The 12335-nt window shown below is 38.1% G+C and carries 16 protein-coding genes; 7 read left to right on the top strand and 9 right to left on the bottom strand.

Annotated elements, in window-relative coordinates; translation table 11 throughout:
• Positions 1-323 precede the first annotated feature (323 nt).
• Positions 324-1088 (top strand): hypothetical protein, encoded by a 765-nt coding sequence (locus BLQ87_RS04135; protein ID WP_074604837.1) that lies wholly within the window; start codon positions 324-326, stop codon positions 1086-1088.
• A 379-nt stretch (positions 1089-1467) separates the two neighbouring features.
• Positions 1468-2040: a hypothetical protein gene (locus BLQ87_RS04125; RefSeq protein WP_074604836.1), complete on the top strand. Its 573-nt coding sequence runs from the start codon at positions 1468-1470 to the stop codon at positions 2038-2040.
• 67 nt (positions 2041-2107) lie between these two features.
• On the opposite strand, the gene BLQ87_RS04120 is transcribed toward BLQ87_RS04125, so the two are convergent.
• Positions 2108-2626: a hypothetical protein gene (locus tag BLQ87_RS04120; RefSeq protein WP_074604835.1), complete on the bottom strand. Its 519-nt coding sequence runs from the start codon at positions 2624-2626 to the stop codon at positions 2108-2110.
• Between the two features lie 204 nt (positions 2627-2830).
• Here BLQ87_RS04120 and BLQ87_RS04115 point away from each other — a divergent pair, with 204 nt between their 5' ends.
• Positions 2831-3673, top strand: a complete 843-nt coding sequence (locus tag BLQ87_RS04115) for a M12 family metallopeptidase (RefSeq protein ID WP_074604834.1) — start codon at positions 2831-2833, stop codon at positions 3671-3673.
• A gap of 306 nt (positions 3674-3979) precedes the next feature.
• Positions 3980-4198: a hypothetical protein gene (locus BLQ87_RS04110; protein ID WP_074604833.1), complete on the top strand. Its 219-nt coding sequence runs from the start codon at positions 3980-3982 to the stop codon at positions 4196-4198.
• Between the two features lie 93 nt (positions 4199-4291).
• On the opposite strand, the gene BLQ87_RS04105 is transcribed toward BLQ87_RS04110, so the two are convergent.
• From BLQ87_RS04105 to BLQ87_RS04080, 6 genes are all read right to left on the bottom strand, one after another.
• Positions 4292-5182 (bottom strand): DUF6266 family protein, encoded by an 891-nt coding sequence (locus tag BLQ87_RS04105; RefSeq protein ID WP_074604832.1) that lies wholly within the window; start codon positions 5180-5182, stop codon positions 4292-4294.
• 12 nt (positions 5183-5194) lie between these two features.
• Complete coding sequence (locus BLQ87_RS04100; RefSeq protein WP_143010334.1) at positions 5195-5647, bottom strand: hypothetical protein; 453 nt, start codon at positions 5645-5647, stop codon at positions 5195-5197.
• A 53-nt stretch (positions 5648-5700) separates the two neighbouring features.
• A complete protein-coding gene (locus BLQ87_RS04095; protein ID WP_245723790.1) occupies positions 5701-6252 on the bottom strand; it encodes a peptidoglycan-binding protein in 552 nt (183 codons plus the stop codon).
• Complete coding sequence (locus tag BLQ87_RS04090; protein WP_074604829.1) at positions 6171-6542, bottom strand: hypothetical protein; 372 nt, start codon at positions 6540-6542, stop codon at positions 6171-6173. The genes BLQ87_RS04095 and BLQ87_RS04090 overlap by 82 nt, the downstream gene beginning before the upstream one ends.
• 67 nt (positions 6543-6609) lie before the next feature.
• Entirely contained in the window at positions 6610-7257 is a 648-nt protein-coding gene (locus tag BLQ87_RS04085) for a DUF6266 family protein (protein ID WP_074604828.1), read from the bottom strand.
• A gap of 286 nt (positions 7258-7543) precedes the next feature.
• Positions 7544-7786 (bottom strand): hypothetical protein, encoded by a 243-nt coding sequence (locus tag BLQ87_RS04080; RefSeq protein WP_143010333.1) that lies wholly within the window; start codon positions 7784-7786, stop codon positions 7544-7546.
• Between the two features lie 647 nt (positions 7787-8433).
• Here BLQ87_RS04080 and BLQ87_RS04075 point away from each other — a divergent pair.
• The gene (locus BLQ87_RS04075) at positions 8434-9477 is read left to right on the top strand and encodes a GNAT family N-acetyltransferase (protein WP_074604826.1); all 1044 of its coding nucleotides are present in this window, start codon (positions 8434-8436) and stop codon (positions 9475-9477) included.
• 114 nt (positions 9478-9591) lie between these two features.
• Here the strand turns inward: BLQ87_RS04075 and BLQ87_RS04070 are convergent, their stop codons facing one another.
• Both BLQ87_RS04070 and BLQ87_RS04065 read right to left on the bottom strand, forming a co-directional pair.
• On the bottom strand, positions 9592-10002 hold the full coding sequence (locus BLQ87_RS04070; RefSeq protein WP_074604825.1) for a hypothetical protein: 411 nt from the start codon (positions 10000-10002) through the stop codon (positions 9592-9594).
• Between the two features lie 138 nt (positions 10003-10140).
• Entirely contained in the window at positions 10141-10620 is a 480-nt protein-coding gene (locus BLQ87_RS04065; RefSeq protein ID WP_074604824.1) for a helix-turn-helix domain-containing protein, read from the bottom strand.
• Between the two features lie 165 nt (positions 10621-10785).
• On the opposite strand from BLQ87_RS04065, the gene BLQ87_RS33425 reads away from it, so the two are divergent.
• Positions 10786-11385 carry a hypothetical protein gene (locus BLQ87_RS33425; protein WP_143010332.1) on the top strand — a complete coding sequence of 200 codons (600 nt, stop codon included), beginning with the start codon at positions 10786-10788 and terminating at the stop codon, positions 11383-11385.
• 34 nt (positions 11386-11419) lie between these two features.
• Complete coding sequence (locus BLQ87_RS04055) at positions 11420-12058, top strand: hypothetical protein (protein ID WP_074604822.1); 639 nt, start codon at positions 11420-11422, stop codon at positions 12056-12058.
• Positions 12059-12335: the final 277 nt, after the last annotated feature.

Raw genomic sequence — 12335 nt, 5'->3', positions numbered from 1 at the left:
TTTTTTGCGATTTAACCCCTCGTAAAGGCATTAAAAATGCACCTAAATAAGAATAAAGCAAGTAGTAATAAAGCCCCTACTTATCAGCAATGGCGATATTAAAATAAATAGTTAAATATATAAACAATAAAGATACATTATATATATATTCGACATAGATCAATTTAAACAGATGATATAGACAAACAAATTTTAATTATTTAACCCAACGAGCCTCGCAACTGACAAACTGGTAATTTATCATGTGAGAGTAAGTATGGCGCCAAATCCCTACATTCGTAGTCCAAAAGCCTCTTAGGTGGGGCTGGTGCTTGCTTATATTTTTGTATGATAACCGTTTCGAAAGAAATGGCAAAGCTGATGCTTCAATTCATTTTGAAGCTGAGGTGGGCTTACCAGTGCCTTCGGTTGCAAATATAGAAAGTAAGTCACCAGCCCCTTCTACGGGCTCGACTCCCATTCCATTAGGCTTGTTTAATTTATTAAACATGAGCCGTAAAGACAACCTCCGCTACCATCAACTGACCAAAGAGCAAATTTCCAACCCTCACCTATTTCTGGAATACTTCTGCAGGTGCGACATCGACATTGAAACCTTCCGAATAGAAATCCTCAACCTCATTCGTTCTGCATGTTCTTCCAAAAAGCATGGAAATCCGGAAGATTATCATTATAATTACCGATGCCTGCTTCAATTCTTAGAAGTTGCACATATATTCTTTAGAAGAGGTGAAAAATACTCTATTACAGCGAACCTTACCCTATGTACTCCTTGTACAATAGATCTTTCTAAATACTACCATACCCTCATCAATTCCCATTTCAGAAACCTCTCCCATGAGGAAATCAGAAATACCAATTGTTTCTTTACGGATTTATTCAGTTATAAAACACTCAACGACTGGCGCTTAACCTTCGATCGGATTGTGGAATATGCTCACCGTACTCAAACCATTGATGAAGTGATTGAAGATGGAGCTGAGATGGTCATCATCAAAGAATATATCGAGAAACTGATTGAAGTGATTTATCTGATTGACAATACCCAGTCGGTCATTTATCTGCAAAGCACCGCATCAATAAATTAATCGTCAAACTAAAAACTAAACAACATGAACATTGGAAGAAAAATCGGCCGGATTCGTGAATTACGTGGGATGAAGCAATCAACGATGGCAATCGAACTGGGCATAGCCCAACAAAATGTCTCTAAACTACTCTCCTTCCTTCGATCCCATGGAAAAAATAGTAACGCTTTACGAGGAAAAAGTAGCACTCCTGGAACGTCTCGTAAAAAGTGAACAGGAAAAGATTGAACTACTTAAGCGTAGGACTTAACATTTAATGCGATAATAATTTCGCCAAAAAGATTCCCGCGCTAAAAAATATCTATAACCATTATTTCATTACGGAGACAATAACAGAATAAAAAATTATTATTAGAAATAAAATTATCTTCGTTTTAATATGAAGAACAAGATAATTTTATTCTCCGTGGCCATGCTGTTTTCAATCCAGACAATTGCTCAGGAGGTAACCAAACAAGAGCGGGGATATTTTAATTTAACGGAAATAGGGTATTCCTTTGGAAACAAGACATTTGAGTACGAGGCTTCAAAAAATATGTTCAAATCCACCACGGATGGTGCTTATTCATTGAGTTTAAGAAACATCAACGGTATGTTTATTACCAATAAAATTTCTATTGGTGCAGGGATTGGCCTTGAGAACTATACACTTACTGAAAGCAGTCACGACTACAACAACTTAATGCTTCTTTTTGTAGATGTCAGGTATTACTTTAAAAATGAAAACAATACATTTTTTGCCTATGGTGATGCTGGAGGAGCGGCGAAAATTGCGGACAACTTTAGTAAAGGAACAATGTTCAATCTAGGGGTTGGTTATAAGTTTAAGGTTGCTCCAAAGACAGGTATGATTGGGAGTATAGGATACAATGATCAAACTATAAAAAGAGAACCTAACGTTACTAAAAATAGATATTATGGTTTTGCCGTTCGGGCAGGGATTTTGTTTTAACCGGCATTGTTTGTTTATGATATATGCCTTGTACAATAGATCCTTCGGCATACCAGTGGTCAAATAATTACTTATTAAACTGAATATTTTTCAAAAAATCATTTAAGATTTTTTCGGCCTTTTGTTGATCTGCTTTTTTAAATTGAATTCCCCCTCTTATTCCTGCACCGGCACGTGTATCAGACATAAAATAATAATAGCATTCATCTTCGCGTATAGCCTTTCTCACTAAAAACTTAGTGTTATTGTGTTTAATGATATCGACCGTTTCCTTGGTTTTCCTTAATTCGATTGATTCTACCTCGCCAAGTATCCGCTCTTTATAATCTTCAAGAGAACCAGCTAATTTTTCCGGACGACTAAAATCTTCAAAACCAAACAAGATGTCCCCTATTTTGTAAATATGTTTTAGGCCCCTGGTTGAAGACAAATATTTGAAATTTACTTTTTCAAACGCGGCGATTTGCTTTCCGTCAGAATGGTCCAGATTAACCGGCAATTTTATTGTTCCAATTTCACTTAAAGGTGCCTGTTGGAACACAATAGATAAAATGACGCTTGTTATGATTGCAATTGTAGTTTTCATAATTTAAGGCTTGGTGGCTTACAGTCATCAGGATCAGATTGCTATTATTTCTCTCTTTGGCTATATAGCAAAGAAAATACAATATAATGTACTTTTCTTACATAACAGTATACAAAAATGACACAGCAATGCATTCTTAGTATTATTTACTATAGCTTTAATTCTATAAAAAACTAAATTAACTAACCAAATCATCCCAAAATTATGAAAACGACAAAACTGATCCTGACCGGCATCATAGCGGTTCTGCTATGTGCAACATCATGTAAAAAACAAATTGACACTACTGCTGAACCTGCATCGGAAAACCTCAAGGCAAGTCAGGAGGGCGAATGGAAGTCCGCTTACTACCTTGGTTCATTAATCAGCTATCAGCGCATTAACGGACAAAACATATTCAACGGAGATATGATCCTTACGGATGATCAATTATCGGCTTCTCCTCAAAAAACAGACGTTCAGACAGAAGGACATGGGCAAAACAATGTCTGGCCTTCCGCAACGATTTATTATTACATCAGCACGAACTTCACAACCAGTGAAAGATCCGTCATTACATCAGCCATTAATGACTGGGCAAATAAAACCGGTCTCAGCTTTGTATCCCGAAATACCGGTACGTATCTGAGAATACAACGTGGCAGCGCCAATAATTGTACAGTGGGTTATGTGAGTAACGCAACCATGAACTTGTCTGACCCAAGCGCAAAAGGAATTGTAGTACATGAGCTTGGACATGCAATCGGTTTACATCATGAGCAATTGCGGGCCGACCGCGATACCTACATTGACGTGAAGTGGAGCAACATCAGTACATCTGCCCAGGGCAGTTATAACAAAATAACAGGAATGAATTACGGAGGAACAACCTTTGATTTCGCGTCCATTATGTTATACGGATCTTATAACGGTTACGGCGCTATCAATAGCAGCCTCCCTACCACTACCCGCAAAAACGGCACAACCTGGGTTGATCCCTCATGGAGTGGATCTAAAACACCATCCGCAGGTGATGTAAGCTGGGTAAAAACAATGTACGGACTTTAAAACGTAACGTTCTCATCTCTCTGCCTGCAAGAGATAAAAACTTTCCATATTAAAAAAAACGCCCTGTCTGGGCGTTTTTTTTTCACAATCTACACTTCTCATAATTCTCATCATGTACTCACATCAGAGAATAAGGATAACGTCTTCTATCACCACAAATAAATAATCAAAATTATTTCACACATATGTGATTTATCATTTATATTTATAATCAGGAAGACGCGCCTACAACCTAAATAAAACTGGTGTACGCTGAATAACTGTCCCCCACGGCGGCAAGATAGGGAGACAATAAAATCTATACCAATGAAAAATACAACTTTTAATGTGCTGTCTAAAGAACAGCAAAGCCAGGTATTTGGTGGAAAATTACCAGGTGGTGGCTCTTCGCATGGCACTATTGTTGGCTGGAGCTACACTAATGGTCAATACTATGCTGACATCCAATATGCAGGAGGCGAAATATCGTGCGGAGTTCCATGGGGTTCTAAAGAGCCTGTAATTGGATCTAATGCAGGGGAGTAACCTGACCAATCACATCTATAGCTTTCAATTTCGGGCCTATGCAGAACTGCATAGGCCCGAAATTTTTTAATCTATATCCCCTTAAATATCAAATTAAGGTTTCTTTTGACGTGTCGGTTTTCGCCTGCTGCCAATCCCTTCGTTCAAAACATTGCGTGTATAATTACGAACGGAGCGCCCTATCTTTCCTGACTTATTTTTCGGGACAACAGCTTTTGGAATCACCAGATGTTTTGTTACTTTCCCCAGACTTTCCTTTTTTGCTTTTGCACCCTCACAGGGAATAGTCTTACAGCAGCTTATAAAATTCCTTTCTTTTTCATTGGTGTCGGGTTCCCGCAAGTCCAGACATCTGTATTGTGTCCGGGACACCTCCTTTTTCCAGGAAGAACGCAGAAATAGATAAAGATGGATTTTCTTTCCTACCATGTTTTCAGGCAGGTAGAACAGGAAATAATTATCACTTCTCATTGCACCTGCAGCCACTTCAACAACCTGTTTACCTATAGGATCATAAAGGATGCAGTAAATACGGTCACAGCAATCAGGAGCCGGTGATTGATACGATTCTACGCTAGAATTCCATCTCAAATTAAACAACTGATGATCAACCTGATGTACCATCAGACCCTTCAATCCATCCAAATTTCCTTTGCTTAAAGTTACCTTCGGGTAATCAATTTCCAGATTCGGATATGCTCCACTGATGATCCATCGATAATTTTTCGAAAATGCAACATTAAATGCACTCATGCGCTGTTTCGGCTTCTTAGGATATCCTATCCTTATAAAAAAAGTAAACAGTCTTAAAAATCCCGCGACTAGCTTTAATTTTGCTCTGGTACTTAACGCAGCCTCAGTTACCGGTCCTTCATACTTTTTTGGGAGGCTTCTTACCTCCGTCTGATTGTTTCTTGTAGAGAACACCAGTCCTCCGATCTTTCCGGAAATGTTTCCGAAAATACCACCTGTTATTTTTGCCATGTTTTTAAAAATTTAGGAGTGATTATTTAATTGATATTTTGAAATGTACCAGAGGAAAAGTACCCCAATCAGAACCAGAAGCCATTGCCAGACAGATAGTGGCGAGCTTTTCTTTTCTGTATCTTTTCGGGAAAGATCTGTTGCTTTTATCCTGGATTCGGCCTTGTTGGATACTTTGGTACGCTGCGCTACTTCCTCTTTTTTTTCGATGCTGCTGTTGCCAGACTTTGTCTTTTTATAGATCAATACTTTATCTGCCTGTCCGGAAAAACCCTGCCCGGGGGAGAAATCAAACTTTCCTTTTGGCCATATTTCTATCTGTGAAAAAGAACTTAAAGAATCACTTCTGATGGTTAAGGATTTGATCTCTCGCTGATGCAGGTATTTTGATTGATCCTCAATCTCAATTTTCTCCTTCTCTTTCAAATTAGAAACGGAACTGTTCTTTGTTGTTTTATGAAGCATCCCGCATGCTGATAAGAACAGCTGGCCGAGAATTAAAAATAAGCTGCACATCTTCATCGTTTATTCTCCTTTCCTATCCAGTTGGCAAATTTGGCGATGGTGCGCAGATGTCTGCGCTTTTTATAAACCCCATCGCCTTCTCTGCCCCCTTCTATATTGGTGTTGCCTTCCGTTGTTAGTGCCCAGTCTGATTTGATACTTACGACAAACCCTGTATGTGCAATCCGCTTCAATGATGGAAAATAGATTCCAAAAAGATCTGCAGGTTTTGGCTTTCTGGTGAGCCGGTTTGCCGGAAACAGTGCTGGTGTCCAGCCTGTCCTGGGTTTAGAAAGACCTGCCTGTCCGTACACCCAGCTTGTATAGGCACCACACCAGGCATGGCCTTTTGGTAAGCCTATATATTTTAGGTAGTGCTCCACCCTTTCTCCATCATTTTTTCCGGTTTTTTCCCTGACTCCGAGTTCCCTTTCCGCAATCGCAAGTACAGATACTCTAATTTTTTCCTCGGCAAGTGAATCGCCTAACAAATCGCGATCAGGCATCCCACTGCTGCAAATAACAGGGATACAAATGATGCCCAGTAAAAGCTTAATTGTTTCCATGAGTCCAAAGTTTTAAATTGTAAAACCATTACTTCTATTACCGGCAAGCCCAATCCCAGCCATAACCTTTGTAATAACCAAAAGCTTAGTCCTGCAACCAGCAGAAAGGAGATCAGACTCAGCAAGACCAGGAGCCAGATGCCAGGATCAATATATCCTGCGGTTACATCCGCACTTATGATCAAATGTTGTCCCAATGGCCACAATAAAACCATGACGAACAATAAAAAACCAATTTCTAACGCATAGGCCGTCATGATATGAGGCTTTTTTACACCTATATTTTTCATAATAAAATCTATTAAATTGTAGGAATAATCACCCGCTGTCCTTACGGCACAGCGGGTGATCGATTGATTAGGTTAAAGTAACGCTTCCACAATATTGGGAATTTGAAACTATCTTTCCATCAGCAGTGACCAACATCATATAGCAATGAAGTGGCAGACCGATATAGTCAAATGGAACTGCCATCTTAAGCTTTAAAGCTGTCCGTACTACAATTACCGGATTGACGACGACTAGTTCTGCCTCTGGCGTATAGATATAGACCTTCACTACATCGGTGTCATTACTGATGACATGGCTGGAACTTACCGTCCAGGAAAATTCCAGTGTTGCTGTTTCTCCGGCGACACTCGCCACTGTCGGTTTTTGAACAGGAGCCAACTTGCCCCTACTGATCGAAAAATTTTCATGATCGATGCTATAATTTGGCCCAGTTCCTGTAAGCCCATGTTTTAAGTTGTAAGCCAGCGCTGCATTTCCAGGAGCAACATCTTCCTTATTGTTTTTGAATCCAATCACAATTGCTGCGCTGAACAAACTCACTTGCTTCATGATCAGACCAAAGCCGGTACGATGGTTAACTTGCTCTTTCGTAGCAGGCTTTGATGATTTTCCTGGCTTCATTGAAAATACATTTTTGTTTTTGACACGGCGGCCAACGTTGTTTCCTACTTTTCCTGTGAGGTGGAAGAATGGACCTCCTTCTAAAAATCCCATTGTTTTAAGTTTTAAAAATGAATTAATCTGTTGATTCGTAAGTCGCTTGCAAGCTGCGTTTTTCCGGGTACCTCGGAAGCCGCTTAAACATTACGATTCAAACGTATGGATCAATTTCTTAATAACCTAAGTCTCAATGGGTCATGAAGCAATTTGAATGGATTTGACTCAATTTGGATCAATTTGACACAGTCAGTAGTTTTACGAATTAGCATAAATCAAAAATGCCTGTGCTAATCAGCACAGGCATAACAGTTTTAGATAAACAACATTACAAAATGACTCACTAAGCACCCAAAATTGACGATTTAAGGTAATACTTTCTCTTACCAACCTGTTGCATTTTCCAGTTGGACACTTTTTCCAACCTGTAAAAAGTACTTGCGCTGATGCTTAACAATTGCATTACCTGGAGCTTATCGAACCATTCGTCTAACTGTAATGGGACATGATCTGCTTGCATCTGCCTTTCTCTGGAATTAAAATATCTTTCTATTTTCATTTCTATTCTTCTCAAAATCGATTTCATAACAATAAGGATTTATCAGGCCAATTTTGGACAAGGGAATTACCCAGGCAATAAAAAATAAGGCCTATGTAGTTAACGAATAAGGATGATTTTACGGGAGACCAATTGAGTCGAGCGCTCGAGGTACTATTTAGGATTTAAGTATTTCATCATGGGATGCGATTTAAAGGTTAATTTGTATGTTAATTATTTCCCTCCCTTTTTATTTTAATCTTTCTTTAGGCTTCTGCTTCAGTTCACATTAAAACGAACAATATTCCAGCAAGAATATATAATTGCTAAATAACGCACTAAACATTGTTATAGTATAAATATATGTAATTTGTAACAAAAAATTAAACACTAATTATTTTCGTTATTTCAACAATTAAAACATTTAAACACGTTGTAGATATCCCCCTTCCACAGATAAAAAACATTCATACTGAGATCCGATTGAAATGTTTTACATTTCCGTTATATTGCTATTGTCCATTATATAACCATCATCAGGAGGTTGATAGGTCAATTATTGGTCCCCACCACCTTTAAACGACGTTTCCAAAATCAAACTACAGTTTGTTTTATTATAACACATATTAATACGATATGAAAAACATTTCGTAAATTGTTAAAAACAATTTAAATAATTAATTAAAAACATCAAAATGGGAACATTAAGAAATGGGTTATTTGGCGGATTCCATGGCAGAGTCGGCAACCTGGTAGGTTATACCTTAAAAGGCAAACATGTCATCAGAATGATTGGCAAAAGCACTAAACCGCTTACCCCGGCAAGAAAGGCAAACTGTGAAAAGATGAAGATCGTAAATGAGATCCTCAAGCCCTCAATCCATGCGATCCGTATAGGATTCCGCCTTGCCGTTGCGGGAACAGACAGAAACGAATACAATGAAGCAGTTTCTTATAATAAAAAGAATGCACTTCAGGGAGTATATCCAAACATCAGTCTGGATTATACAAAAGTATTAATGAGCATGGGAACACTTCCTGTGGCTGTTAATCCAGGCATCAGTCAAACGGCCGAGAAAATCACCTTTAACTGGGAGAAATCGGACATCCCGGTGAGCCAGTATCATAATGATCGTGCAATGCTGGTGATTTATTTTCCTGATTTAAAAGAGACCTGTTGTCAATTGATCGGGGCAAAAAGAGTGGAAGGAAAAGATGTACTTGCTATTAGTCCGCAACATATAAATGAGCGTATGGAAGCCTATATCTCTTTTGCTAAAGAGGATGGCAGAGAGATCTCCAATAGTGTACACGTGGGCTCTTTGAACTTAGACCGTAAAGCAAGAATTGCAGATGATAGCACCTCTGAAATTAAAGATATTCCTGAATTTGTTCATTTGTTGCAGGATGAGTTTAGCAAAAAAGTAAGCGGAGACTGCGAGTTAAAACTCAGTCAGCATGATGACCGCATTGCGGAACTCATTATCAATTCCTTTCCTAACGAACAAATGAATATAAAAGAATCTCTGTCTTCAACACTGTCTCTTTTATTTAAAAAAGCAAAGGTTAATCGGGTTGTTCTGAAGCTGAGCGCAGATAGCAAGGAAATGATCAACCTATTAAAAGATCTGGGCTTTAAAAAGGAAGGTTATTTTATTGAAAATCGGTTTGTAAATGACAGATGGGTCAATGAATATCAGTTTGCGATATTAAAATCGGAATGGGACATGTTGAATTAGTCGTTCAGCAAAGGAATTTTGATTTTTTACGGGGTATCATCTGCCAGAAGATCGTCAAGGTCTACCCTGGTGGGAATTTCTATGGATTTAATTACCATATTCTCTTATTGAAGATCATTCCAGCCATGGTTCAAGGAATTTCACTTTACCATCTATAATTTGATAAGGCATAAAACAATCTCCTTTTGAATGAGGACTGTTACTCACGAATTTAGCTATTGCCACATCAATAGGATCTTTATATTGTTCATTTCTCACTATCGCATCATAAACAATTGAATAAGCAGCGATACTACCGGAAGCTAATCTCTTGGTGAAATCATTTTGCATCTGATCAATTAAGACATTACTAAGAGGGAAATCATCACCATAAAATGCTAAACTATCAATTATCTTTCCTGTCGTGTCTACGTAGATTCCAATAGGAAAGAACTCTCCCTGCTCTTCAAGAAGTTTCTTCACTATAGCATAACTGTAATTGAGTAAATTAATGATTTGATTAGGCAGCAAGTCTATTGTTTGCATTTGGAGAATAAAAGTTAGCCTAAGATAGCCGTTTACTTCGATTCTTGCATATCCCCATGTTTGGTTTCATTAAAAAGAGTTTTTGAGATTAGACCATCTATTTTATTTTTTAGAGTAGTCCAATTCTGACTTGTCAAATCAGGCTAATCTAGATTGTAAATCAGTGATCTTTTCTCGTTCAAGGTGGAGCAGACTTTCATAGAGGCCTTTATTTTCCTCATAAAGTTTTCTGTTCTCTCCGTAGATTATTTTAAGCTCTTTCATGGCTTCTACCAATGCAATGAAAGGGTCGAAATTTTGAGTATTCGTATGGTTCACATCTCCTCCGTTATGGTTGTTATGTTGAGTACTATTATTAAATGTATTAAAATAATTTATTGCCGCCTGTTCATTAAAGTTCTCTAATACCTGCACTGGGATTTTTAGCACCTCAGCTATCGAATTCAACAAAGCCGGATCTACGCTCTCTCTGGATTCTATTAAAGAAATCCGTTTTTGACTCCACTCCGACCCCAACTGATCAGCCAAAGCCTCTTGCCTTATTCCAAGCATCTCGCGAAAGCGTTTTACATTTTTTCCCTGGTGGATTTTTGCTGCTGCATCTGTTGTAGTTCTCATGTCTTTTAAGTTTTGTGAAATCAAATTTACTAAAACATAACGACATAAATAACACAATAAGGATATATTTTTGTATTTTAATTAACTAAAACTTAAATAGAATAAAAATTGCATGGGTTAGAAGTTCCAAATGATATCTATTCGTACTACAAAAATAGGGAAATCATGAAGACTAAAAACATTTCAACAAAAACACTTCTACTTTATAACCTCAGCCAAAGTGAAATAGAAAACCCCAAGGTTATATTGAAAGACTTTTGTCTTCATGATCACCTTCCTGCTCAGCTGGAACAGCTTAAGTATTGGAGAAACCTCCTACTCACTAATAAAACATACAGGAGAAGGAATTGCCCATCAGACTTATTCCTTCAATACAGAATGACTATAAAGCTATTAGAGGCCGCCTGGCTATTGAGAGAAAAAAGCACTCCAAACAATTTCAACCTGGATGAATCAGAGAAAGCACTCAGAGAAGGGTTCCTCAACAAAGAGCAGCAGGAAATCAAATTTTATCCAACTGTATTGAGCATGGAAGAACTCTGGAATCCAGGGATACTGTTTAGCAAGCTATTTAAGCAATATAAACTAACAGACTATAGGCGTATTCTGCAGTACTGGATGAGCGAAGCCTTAAGCCCATTCTGCAACGATGAACTCCTGATGAAGGATGAAATCATCATCGTTTATGAAAATCTTCAAAAGCTTTACGAAGCCAGTTGGCTGATATACGAACGAAGCTGCAGAACTAAAGAAATTCAGAATTAAAACCAATTTATCCACTCACAAAAAAAACAATAACATGAAAACAGCAACAACAACTTTATCAGAAACAAACTTCAGACAATTAACCAGTTATGAAATCGACTATCCGCTATATGGTATCGGAAAATTCTGGATCCTTGATGCATATATTGAGGATTTCCGGATGGAAGTATTCAATTGGATTAAAACAGCCTGCTCATTGTCGAATGACCAATTTGGAGACCCGGACGAATTTGAATTACTCCATCATCAATGTATTAAACTATTGGAAATTGCTCATATTCTATATACCAGCGAGGAGAACTTCAAAATAGAAAAAGATCATCCAGTTTACAGAAATGTTAAAGCCTGTTTTGGCTATTACCTGGAAAATGAGCAAATTTTAAGCTGTCCGCATTTATACTTCCGCAAGCTTGTAGGAAACGAAGTAAATGACGTAAATATTTTCTTTGAGGAGTTTTTTGATTATAGGAGTTTAACGGAGTGGTACGACATTCTAGATCAACTCCTCATCAGTTCCAGGGAAGAGAGCAGTGTAGTAAAAAATGAAGAGATCGGTCCTGTGATTTTGGAAATCAATGAGTATCTGGAGAAATTAATGGAATCGATCGGTGTGGTGTTTGAAACAAAAGCATTGGCTTACATTACCCGGCATCATCCCGAATTGCTTGATTAGGCTGTTCGACTATTCCTAGGCAGGCGGAGATCGTGGTTCGACTCCGCTCCTCCCTACTTAAGGAAACACCATATTATGGCTGTTTCCTTTTTTTAAGCCAATAAAAATCTGTGGCCTAACAAACAGGGCTTAATGGTGGGGCATTTGAAAACTGTCAGCCGAGCTTAGCACAAAAGTTCAATAGGGTTATCAATGTTAAGTTTTGCACGTCAAGCCCCTTCATTGCCAACCTACTGTTGGCGGTAGTTTTTAGTCCACATATGCGTATTTAAAACTT

Source organism: Pedobacter steynii, assembly GCF_900103665.1.
In the GTDB taxonomy this organism is placed as follows: domain Bacteria; phylum Bacteroidota; class Bacteroidia; order Sphingobacteriales; family Sphingobacteriaceae; genus Pedobacter; species Pedobacter steynii.
This window is presented reverse-complemented; position numbering and strand designations above follow the sequence as displayed.

Excerpts from the sequence above, each read along its gene's own strand:
- BLQ87_RS04110 (WP_074604833.1), top strand. The coding sequence starts at position 3,980 with ATGAAAAATACAACTTTTAATGTGCTGTCTAAAGAACAGCAAAGCCAG.
- BLQ87_RS04065 (WP_074604824.1), bottom strand. The coding sequence starts at position 10,620 with ATGAGAACTACAACAGATGCAGCAGCAAAAATCCACCAGGGAAAAAAT.
- BLQ87_RS04115 (WP_074604834.1), top strand. The coding sequence starts at position 2,831 with ATGAAAACGACAAAACTGATCCTGACCGGCATCATAGCGGTTCTGCTA.
- BLQ87_RS04085 (WP_074604828.1), bottom strand. The coding sequence starts at position 7,257 with ATGGGATTTTTAGAAGGAGGTCCATTCTTCCACCTCACAGGAAAAGTA.
- BLQ87_RS04080 (WP_143010333.1), bottom strand. The coding sequence starts at position 7,786 with ATGAAATCGATTTTGAGAAGAATAGAAATGAAAATAGAAAGATATTTT.
- BLQ87_RS04090 (WP_074604829.1), bottom strand. The coding sequence starts at position 6,542 with ATGAAAAATATAGGTGTAAAAAAGCCTCATATCATGACGGCCTATGCG.
- BLQ87_RS04055 (WP_074604822.1), top strand. The coding sequence starts at position 11,420 with ATGAAAACAGCAACAACAACTTTATCAGAAACAAACTTCAGACAATTA.
- BLQ87_RS04095 (WP_245723790.1), bottom strand. The coding sequence starts at position 6,252 with ATGGAAACAATTAAGCTTTTACTGGGCATCATTTGTATCCCTGTTATT.
- BLQ87_RS04075 (WP_074604826.1), top strand. The coding sequence starts at position 8,434 with ATGGGAACATTAAGAAATGGGTTATTTGGCGGATTCCATGGCAGAGTC.
- BLQ87_RS04100 (WP_143010334.1), bottom strand. The coding sequence starts at position 5,647 with ATGCTTCATAAAACAACAAAGAACAGTTCCGTTTCTAATTTGAAAGAG.
- BLQ87_RS04120 (WP_074604835.1), bottom strand. The coding sequence starts at position 2,626 with ATGAAAACTACAATTGCAATCATAACAAGCGTCATTTTATCTATTGTG.
- BLQ87_RS04125 (WP_074604836.1), top strand. The coding sequence starts at position 1,468 with ATGAAGAACAAGATAATTTTATTCTCCGTGGCCATGCTGTTTTCAATC.
- BLQ87_RS04070 (WP_074604825.1), bottom strand. The coding sequence starts at position 10,002 with ATGCAAACAATAGACTTGCTGCCTAATCAAATCATTAATTTACTCAAT.
- BLQ87_RS04105 (WP_074604832.1), bottom strand. The coding sequence starts at position 5,182 with ATGGCAAAAATAACAGGTGGTATTTTCGGAAACATTTCCGGAAAGATC.
- BLQ87_RS33425 (WP_143010332.1), top strand. The coding sequence starts at position 10,786 with ATGAAGACTAAAAACATTTCAACAAAAACACTTCTACTTTATAACCTC.